We start from the raw sequence: 7,281 nt of genomic DNA, 5'->3' as shown, positions 1-7,281 counted from the left end.
GTAGAACATCGGCTCTGTTCTCTGTTTTTCTCCTAACATTGCACCTCCTTAAATTTGAAATTGCAATAGTCTAGCACTTTGAGATATCAATGTGAAGCGTTTTTAGGAGAGTTTTTCAACAGGCTGTCAAGATTTGACCCCGTTCAGGACCCTGTTTGAGGACTTTTTCTACAGACAAAACGACTTAAATCAGCGGTAGCTGTAAGCCATCCGCTGGATTTTTTTGTTAGGCTATTTATCGGCTAATTGATACTTTGCCCTCGTTGTATTTATGAATCAGCATCGAGATAAGGGATTGATACGGTATGCCCTCTTCGATTGCCTTTGCCCTGATTTTCTTTAAATCCCGTTCACTCATTCGGATGTTTATCCTCTTTTGCTTATTGAGACTACAGCGTGCATATTCCTCGTATTGTTTCTTTTCCTTTTTGGTAAGATCTGAAACCCATTCTTCATTTTCAAGTGATCTTGCTAATTCCATCTCGTCTTTATCCATGTATGCTGCCTTTTTCATTTTTTGCCTCCAAAATGCTTTTTTGTTGCTTTGCTGTTTGGTATTATCGTTTTCAAGAATATTTTTTCGTTATCCTCAACATAGGGCACTGAATAGATATAATTGTCGATCTTAACAAGAAAAACTTTCTGGTTCGGATATTTTGCCGAATTTGGATGTTTTAGTCGATCAATCAAGTCGCCTAATGCTATTGCCAATTCAACCTGCTCAAAAGATACGCCCCGTGTTTTCTTGAGCATTTCATTCTTCTCATCATTCCAGTCAAAATATTTCATTAGTGTGTGCCTATTGTCTTCTTGTTATAGAATAACAATGATTTCTGTTTGTGTCAAATCATTTTTTGGTGCCCACGAAAATGCAGTGCATTGAGATGCTGTGTCTGATGGAACGATCAAGATTAAAATGGATTAAAAAGGGGACTGTCAGGCTGTCCCTAATAATTACCTAATAATTACCAGGCCATTGACATATCCATAATTAATACGTATACTACACGTATATAGAAAGGAGGATTTCAATGCAAAAAAAGTTGACCATAACCATAGATGAGGAAGTTTATGAAGGTCTTCATAAGGCCATCGGCCCCCGCAAGATCAGCAAATTTGTTGAGGAATTGGTTCGCCCGCACGTAGTTCGCCCAAATCTGGAATTGGCATACTCCCAAATGTCAAAAGACAAAAAGAGAGAAGCAGAAGCCTTGCATTGGGCAGAAACAACTTTTAAGGACATAGCCCATGAAGAGAGGTGAAGTCTGGTGGGTTAATTTTGATCCTTCCGTTGGTGGGGAAATTAGAAAGAAACGCCCTGCTGTCATCGTAAGTAATGATGCGTCAAATAAGTTCCTCAATCGAGTTCAAGTTGTTCCTCTAACCAGCAAGACAGATCGCCTGTATCCTAGTGAAGCACTTGTCATTTTTGACGGTAAAGAAAGCAAGGCCATGGCCGATCAACTGGCTACTGTAAGCAAGTTGAGACTTTTTAAACGTGCAGGTGTACTTTCAGAAGAAGATATGCTCAGGATTGGCGAGGCGATTAAAATACAATTAGATATTTATTAGAAAAGGGCTAACACCGGCTCGACCCGACACAGATTAGCCTCTGATGGTTTTGCATCAAGGTGGTTGCCCGTGCGGGTTAGCCTTGCCGTTACCTGTCCCCCGTATTAAATACGGGGCTGCCCCTGCTTCCGCAGGGGTAAACTCCGGCAGGAATCCACTGTGAAATTTCCAATAACCAAATCCTAAATTTCAAATAAATTCCAATTACTAATAACCAAACAGTGTTTGGATAAAGGAATTATCAAGTTTAAGATTGCAGAAATAAGGAGGCACCCCAAAAAGTCCAAAAAGACTTTTTGGGGATCCGGTTAGGTTTCTTTGTCAAGAAAAACTAAACCTTACCTTCTGAGGCGAGTTCTGCGACCTTAAGGACAACTTGTTTAATCTCTTCGCTCTTTATCCTGCGAAAGTAATTCAGAAGCATCCCTTCATCGGCAGGTAAATAGGCAGTCTGCTCTTCTAAGATAGTTCCTTCTGGTAGGTCACTAAAAAAATATGATAAGGGTACAAGGAGTATCTCTGCAATTTGCTGTAGTTTCTCGGCATTGAGTTTGTTAGTTCCTTTTTCATATCTCTGAACCTGCTGATATGTCACACCGAGTTTCTCAGCCAGCTTCTCCTGGGACATTCGGAGTTCTCTTCTCCTTTTCTTTATCCTCTCTCCAATCTCTTTACTCGTTCTCATAGCAAATTTTCTTCATCCTTACAATGTAAACCCCGCACCCCACTTTCGCGGGGTGCGAGGACTGAGCGGGTGGGGCTTTAAACCCCACCCTTGCTATATTTTTTACCCCGCCTAAAAGGCGGGGCTTTCTGGGTGCGGGGTAAAACTTGTAATCAAGCCTATCATATCAATATGCCATTTTCTACCATTCTTGAAGTGTATAAATCAGAAACAATACACTCAATAAATAGTAAACCAACTATAAAAATGGTATTCGGAGAGCGGATTATTTTTAAAATACAACATGTTAGGAGCATTTTATCCTTGACAAATACAACCATTAAGTGTATATAGGGACAAAAAAAGGAATATTTAATGGTCCTGTTGAATTGTGAGAACTTCAATAAATGTGACCTTCCATTACGGCAATGCAACACTTCATGTAAAAAGTATAAGAAAAAGAAAAAAGATAGAGAAGGTGATGAAAACAAAAAGATTGAAAAACCTTCCAAATTTAGAAAACGGCGAAAAACCCCTCAGACTTGAGCAGGATTTTGCAAGATACATAGGATGCAGTTATAGCATTGCGGTCAACTCATATACAGCGGCGCTTCACCTTGCATTGGATGCAATCGGATTAAAAGAAGGGGGCGAGGTTATTACCTCACCATTTACCTTACCACCTACGGCAGCAGTTATAACATATTTCAAGGCAGTCCCTATATTTATTGACTGCAATCTCGATACTTTTAACATTGATCCTGATAAGATAGAAGAGCATATTACTCATAAAACAAGGGCGATAATCCCTGTCCACCATGCAGGTCATCCCTGCGACATGGAAAGGATAATGGAGATCGCTATGCATTACAGATTGCATGTGATAGGGGATGCATCACACGCACTGCCATCCAGATATAAAGGGAAAATGGTGGGAACAATTGGAGATATTACCTGTTTCGGGTTTTATCCTTTAAATAATCCATTGGAATCAATAGGAGGAATGATTGCTACCGAGAATGAAAAATTCGCTGAAAGAATAAAGATGATGAGGCAGCATGGAATAAATAGAAATCTGCGCTATGAAATTCGCTATCCGGGCTATGAATATATGCTTCCAGACATATATGCGTCCATAGGTATACACCAGTTAAAAAGATGCGATGACCTCCACAGAAAAAGAAATAATATCGCAATGATATATAATGCAGCATTCAAAGAGATACCTGAAATAAAGACTCCCCATGTGGATTCAGAGGTCCAGCATAGCTGGCATCTTTATATAATCCTACTTGATCTCGATAGGCTCAAGATTAACAGAGATGAATTTATAAAGACTCTTACTGCTAAAAACATCGATGCCTTCATCCACTGTATGCCACTTCACATTCACCCATATTACAGAGATACATACGGATATATCCTGGAAGATTTTCCTAATGCCATGAAGTTATATGAAAGTGCGATATCACTACCTATACATCCAACGATGTCAGAGAAAGATGTGAGTAATGTGATAGATGCAGTTATTGAGACAGTGACAGAAACAAAGGATTAAAGGGGTAAGGGATAAGGATTAAGCTTATCCTTTTAATCCTTATCCCTTCAATCCTTTAGAGCTTACCACCTATAACTTAATCTAACCGATGCCATGTAATCCCCCCTCTGATTTATCTGCCCGTGAAGTCCAAGATGCACCTTTCCGATTCTTATGGCATCATAATTGGCAAATAACTGGAAGTTTGCCCTGTTTCCTATGCCATAATCTATGCCGATCTCAAATTCATTCCTCATAGCTATCAAGGGAGGTCTCTCCTGTCTCTGGAGCAATTGGGTGATACCGGTCTTAGTATCCATTACCGCTGTAACTGTAGTCTTCCCCTCATGGGGTGGCACCTCTCCTGCAGTCAATACCTGCTTTTCAGGATTTCCTTCCACCGATTTCGGTAATCCAAGTTTATCTGCTACTTCTTTCTTCTCAAGAGCTACAACTTTTTCAACAGGAACCTCCACTGTCTTTATCCTCTGGATGTATTTAGGAACCTTCACAGGAATGTAGTTTTCGTAGACCCCTGAAGGTCTATACCACCCCCAGAGAGCCACATAAAGAACTACCAGTATGAGTGTGACGATCCCGATTTTTTTGAAATTTAGCCTTAAACTTTTAACTTCAAACTTTGAATTTTGAGTTTTGAGTTTTGAACTTCTTTTATTCATACAATCTCCTCCATTTGAACAGAATTGCCCTCGGGTAGTTTCTGTTCTCTTTAAAAGCGACTCTATTCCTCTTTGAATGCCTCTCCACATGTCCAAACCACTTGTTTTTATCTGCACCTTTCTCCTCAGCATACATCCTGTCTCTGATAACCCACCTCCAGCCTCCGTTATATCCTGAGAGGAGAAATCCCCACCGTTCTATTTCCTCGCGGGCAAAGTATGCCCTCTCATAAAGCCACCTGTCGTATCTCACAAGTGCCCTTATTGCCCAGTACGGATCAAAGGGATTATTCTCACCCAGGGCTGCAGGATAAAGTTCACTTATCCATTTGGCGGTTGAAGGCATAAACTGTGCTAACCCTTTAGCACCTTTAATCGATTCAACCTTCATCTCCCAACCCGATTCCTGATGTATCTGCGCCATGAAATAACTTACATCCTGTTCCTTACCCCAGATATACCTCACTTCTCTGATAACCAGAGGCTTGAGCTTTCTTGCAAGAATTGGGATATCAGCCTTAGCAATTAAAGGGGTAAGGATTAAAGGGATAAGGATTAAAGGGATAAACTTACCCCTTAATCCTTTAATCCTTAATCCTGTTTTATTATTTTCTTCCATCCTTACAGCCCTCCTGTAAGTCCGCTGATAATGGAGTACATCAGCAGTCCGATAAGTATGCAGACACCTAAAAACCTCGCCGCATGCCTTATGCTCTTCACAGATAGCCTCATCTCTTTCTGTAGATCGACATAGGGAAACAACTCAGAGCGGATGAAGTGGGCTATTATCACAGCAACACCTACGAGAGAGAGTTTATATGCAAAGAGTTGGATGTCTTTGAATTTTCCGAATGCAAACATCGGGACAACAAGGAGCAGCCACGAGAGCTTAGTCCGTTTAAGTGCAGACCAGAGTCTTTCAAACATCTTATTCACCTCCTTTAAAAAAAGAAGGGCAGAGAGGCAAAAGCCCCTCTGCCCTAAAAGTTGAATTTGGTAGACAACGAGGTTTACCCTCTTATCTCACCTCCTTTCAGAGAGTCCCTGAGATACCTAAGGATTAGGAGACGAGACGTCCCCCATTTAATGCTTCGTTAAATTTGGTTGACAACGAGGTTTAACCTCGTTGAATTTAGAAAGAATCAACGGACATAAAGTCCGTTGTCTACCAATTCGGGACTCCAAGTCCCGCCCTGTGAAATATTTGTATTATTCAGGTTTAAAGGTCATTCTGGGGAGCGATGCGACGAAGAATCTCAGGGGTTCTTCGCAGAGTTTAACCTGAACACGAATATAAGATTCTTCACGTAGTATGTCCTGAGCAAATATACGAGATTCTTCGCTACGCTCAGAATGACAGAAAGTGAAAGGATAACAGTATATGAAGGGCTAAGAATGACGATTAGAATGGTGCATTAGCGAGGGTGGAGCGAAAAAGTGTAGTCTATTAATTAAAAGTTTTATGTTTGTTGGGACTTATGAGGAATGGAGAATCAGACAAGACAAAAACCTTTCGGCTTTATGCCTTCATCTGCAGAATCAAGACTGATAAAAAAATCATTTATAAGATAATATTTCAATATCATATATTTATTGACTTGTCAAGAGAAAAAATTGATACAATTTGAAAATGCAATTTTTAAAATGGGTATTGTTATCGGTAATAAGAATTTGGAAATAATTTTTAAGACATTAAGACTCTCTGCCGTATTTACAATATGTTACGAGACTCAGTAAGTCTGTGGAAGGCTATTCGGTAACTCTATAAGTAATGATTTCAGTAATGTGACAAAGAGACAGCCCTCACCATAAATAGCTTGAAAAGGTGCGGAGATTTATGACAAAGTAAACCACCCCACCCAAAGGGTGGGGCTTTGTTAAAGGGAATAACTTTCATCTAACCTATTCATCCCCGCCCAAAGAGTGGGGCTTTCTGGTGGGTGGTAAAATAAGATTATAAAGACTTTTAAAGTGGAGATGAAGATAGGATAAAGAGAGTTTCATTAAAATGATCAAAGCAGTTATTTTTGATTGGGGAGGTGTTCTAATAGATAACCCCGCATCTGGACTTATTGCATATTGTGCCAAAACCTTAGGCTCATCAGATAAAGAATTTAGTAAAGTTTATCAAAAATTTGAATCTGTTTTTCACAGAGGAACAATCTCAGAAGACAAATTCTGGGAAATGGTTTGCTCTGAATTAAATATCCAGAAGCCAGATAGACAATCTTTATGGGGCGATGCATTTAGAAAAGTATATTCTCCAAAGAAAGAAATGTTTTCCTTGGCTTCCTCACTGCATAACAATGGCTATAAAATTGGACTTTTGTCAAATACTGAGATTCCCGCTATGAAATATTTTTATGAGCAAGGATATAATATGTTCGATGTGCTTATATTTTCCTGTATCGAAGGAATAAGAAAGCCAGAAAAAAGGATTTATGAATTAACTTTAGAAAGACTGGATTTACGACCAGAAGAAGTAATATTTATAGATGACAAAGAAGAATATATAAACGGCGCAAAGATAGTGGGAATAAATACAATCCTATTCAAAAGTCCAGATCAGATTAAAAAAGAATTATCTTTATTCTCAATAAAAACAGATTAACACTAAAATCAAAACTCCAATGAGAAAACTGATTGACAGAATTATATAAATCCGATATGTTTTTATTACAGATATTATTGAAAATGTCATATGTCGAGTATCAGCGAAATTCCCCAGTTAGTATCAAAATAATTCCCCACCTGGTATCAGAATAATTCCCCAGTTAGTATCAAAGTAATTCCCCACTTTTTCCACAATAGTGATATAAGATTTCCTG

Annotated in this window: 10 protein-coding genes; 4 read left to right on the top strand and 6 right to left on the bottom strand. The window is 39.2% G+C overall.

Features of this window, described 5'->3' with window-relative positions:
* Positions 1 to 235: 235 nt before the first annotated feature.
* Together AB1488_05635 and AB1488_05630 are read right to left on the bottom strand one after the other, a co-directional pair.
* Complete coding sequence (locus AB1488_05635) at positions 236 to 514, bottom strand: CopG family antitoxin (GenBank protein MEW6409578.1); 279 nt, start codon at positions 512 to 514, stop codon at positions 236 to 238.
* The gene (locus AB1488_05630; protein MEW6409577.1) at positions 511 to 789 is read right to left on the bottom strand and encodes a toxin; all 279 of its coding nucleotides are present in this window, start codon (positions 787 to 789) and stop codon (positions 511 to 513) included. Before AB1488_05630 ends, AB1488_05635 begins: the two co-directional genes overlap by 4 nt.
* 242 nt (positions 790 to 1,031) lie before the next feature.
* Here AB1488_05630 and AB1488_05625 point away from each other — a divergent pair, with 242 nt between their 5' ends.
* Together AB1488_05625 and AB1488_05620 are read left to right on the top strand one after the other, a co-directional pair.
* Positions 1,032 to 1,262 carry an addiction module antitoxin gene (locus tag AB1488_05625; GenBank protein MEW6409576.1) on the top strand — a complete coding sequence of 77 codons (231 nt, stop codon included), beginning with the start codon at positions 1,032 to 1,034 and terminating at the stop codon, positions 1,260 to 1,262.
* Entirely contained in the window at positions 1,249 to 1,572 is a 324-nt protein-coding gene (locus AB1488_05620; protein ID MEW6409575.1) for a type II toxin-antitoxin system PemK/MazF family toxin, read from the top strand. Before AB1488_05625 ends, AB1488_05620 begins: the two co-directional genes overlap by 14 nt.
* A gap of 331 nt (positions 1,573 to 1,903) precedes the next feature.
* Here the strand turns inward: AB1488_05620 and AB1488_05615 are convergent, their stop codons facing one another.
* Entirely contained in the window at positions 1,904 to 2,257 is a 354-nt protein-coding gene (locus tag AB1488_05615; GenBank protein ID MEW6409574.1) for a helix-turn-helix transcriptional regulator, read from the bottom strand.
* A 370-nt stretch (positions 2,258 to 2,627) separates the two neighbouring features.
* Between AB1488_05615 and AB1488_05610 the strand changes: the two genes are divergently transcribed.
* The gene (locus AB1488_05610) at positions 2,628 to 3,794 is read left to right on the top strand and encodes a DegT/DnrJ/EryC1/StrS family aminotransferase (protein MEW6409573.1); all 1,167 of its coding nucleotides are present in this window, start codon (positions 2,628 to 2,630) and stop codon (positions 3,792 to 3,794) included.
* 62 nt (positions 3,795 to 3,856) lie between these two features.
* Here the strand turns inward: AB1488_05610 and AB1488_05605 are convergent, their stop codons facing one another.
* From AB1488_05605 to AB1488_05595, 3 genes are read right to left on the bottom strand one after another with little or no spacing between them, the layout of a single operon-like run.
* Positions 3,857 to 4,453, bottom strand: a complete 597-nt coding sequence (locus AB1488_05605) for a hypothetical protein (GenBank protein MEW6409572.1) — start codon at positions 4,451 to 4,453, stop codon at positions 3,857 to 3,859.
* Positions 4,446 to 5,072 carry a transglycosylase SLT domain-containing protein gene (locus AB1488_05600; GenBank protein MEW6409571.1) on the bottom strand — a complete coding sequence of 209 codons (627 nt, stop codon included), beginning with the start codon at positions 5,070 to 5,072 and terminating at the stop codon, positions 4,446 to 4,448. The genes AB1488_05605 and AB1488_05600 overlap by 8 nt, the downstream gene beginning before the upstream one ends.
* A 2-nt stretch (positions 5,073 to 5,074) precedes the next feature.
* Positions 5,075 to 5,380 (bottom strand): hypothetical protein, encoded by a 306-nt coding sequence (locus tag AB1488_05595; GenBank protein MEW6409570.1) that lies wholly within the window; start codon positions 5,378 to 5,380, stop codon positions 5,075 to 5,077.
* 1,081 nt (positions 5,381 to 6,461) lie between these two features.
* On the opposite strand from AB1488_05595, the gene AB1488_05590 reads away from it, so the two are divergent.
* Positions 6,462 to 7,064, top strand: a complete 603-nt coding sequence (locus AB1488_05590; GenBank protein MEW6409569.1) for an HAD family phosphatase — start codon at positions 6,462 to 6,464, stop codon at positions 7,062 to 7,064.
* Positions 7,065 to 7,281 lie beyond the last annotated feature (217 nt).

The organism is Nitrospirota bacterium (assembly GCA_040756155.1).
Lineage (GTDB): Bacteria > Nitrospirota > Thermodesulfovibrionia > JACRGW01 > JBFLZU01 > JBFLZU01.
The sequence above is the reverse complement of the archived record's forward strand: the minus strand, read 5'-3'. Positions and strand labels throughout refer to the sequence as shown.

Coding starts and splice junctions, on each gene's coding strand:
- AB1488_05635 (MEW6409578.1), bottom strand. CDS start 514: ATGAAAAAGGCAGCATACATGGATAAAGACGAGATGGAATTAGCAAGA.
- AB1488_05630 (MEW6409577.1), bottom strand. CDS start 789: ATGAAATATTTTGACTGGAATGATGAGAAGAATGAAATGCTCAAGAAA.
- AB1488_05625 (MEW6409576.1), top strand. CDS start 1,032: ATGCAAAAAAAGTTGACCATAACCATAGATGAGGAAGTTTATGAAGGT.
- AB1488_05620 (MEW6409575.1), top strand. CDS start 1,249: ATGAAGAGAGGTGAAGTCTGGTGGGTTAATTTTGATCCTTCCGTTGGT.
- AB1488_05615 (MEW6409574.1), bottom strand. CDS start 2,257: ATGAGAACGAGTAAAGAGATTGGAGAGAGGATAAAGAAAAGGAGAAGA.
- AB1488_05605 (MEW6409572.1), bottom strand. CDS start 4,453: ATGAATAAAAGAAGTTCAAAACTCAAAACTCAAAATTCAAAGTTTGAA.
- AB1488_05600 (MEW6409571.1), bottom strand. CDS start 5,072: ATGGAAGAAAATAATAAAACAGGATTAAGGATTAAAGGATTAAGGGGT.
- AB1488_05595 (MEW6409570.1), bottom strand. CDS start 5,380: ATGTTTGAAAGACTCTGGTCTGCACTTAAACGGACTAAGCTCTCGTGG.
- AB1488_05590 (MEW6409569.1), top strand. CDS start 6,462: ATGATCAAAGCAGTTATTTTTGATTGGGGAGGTGTTCTAATAGATAAC.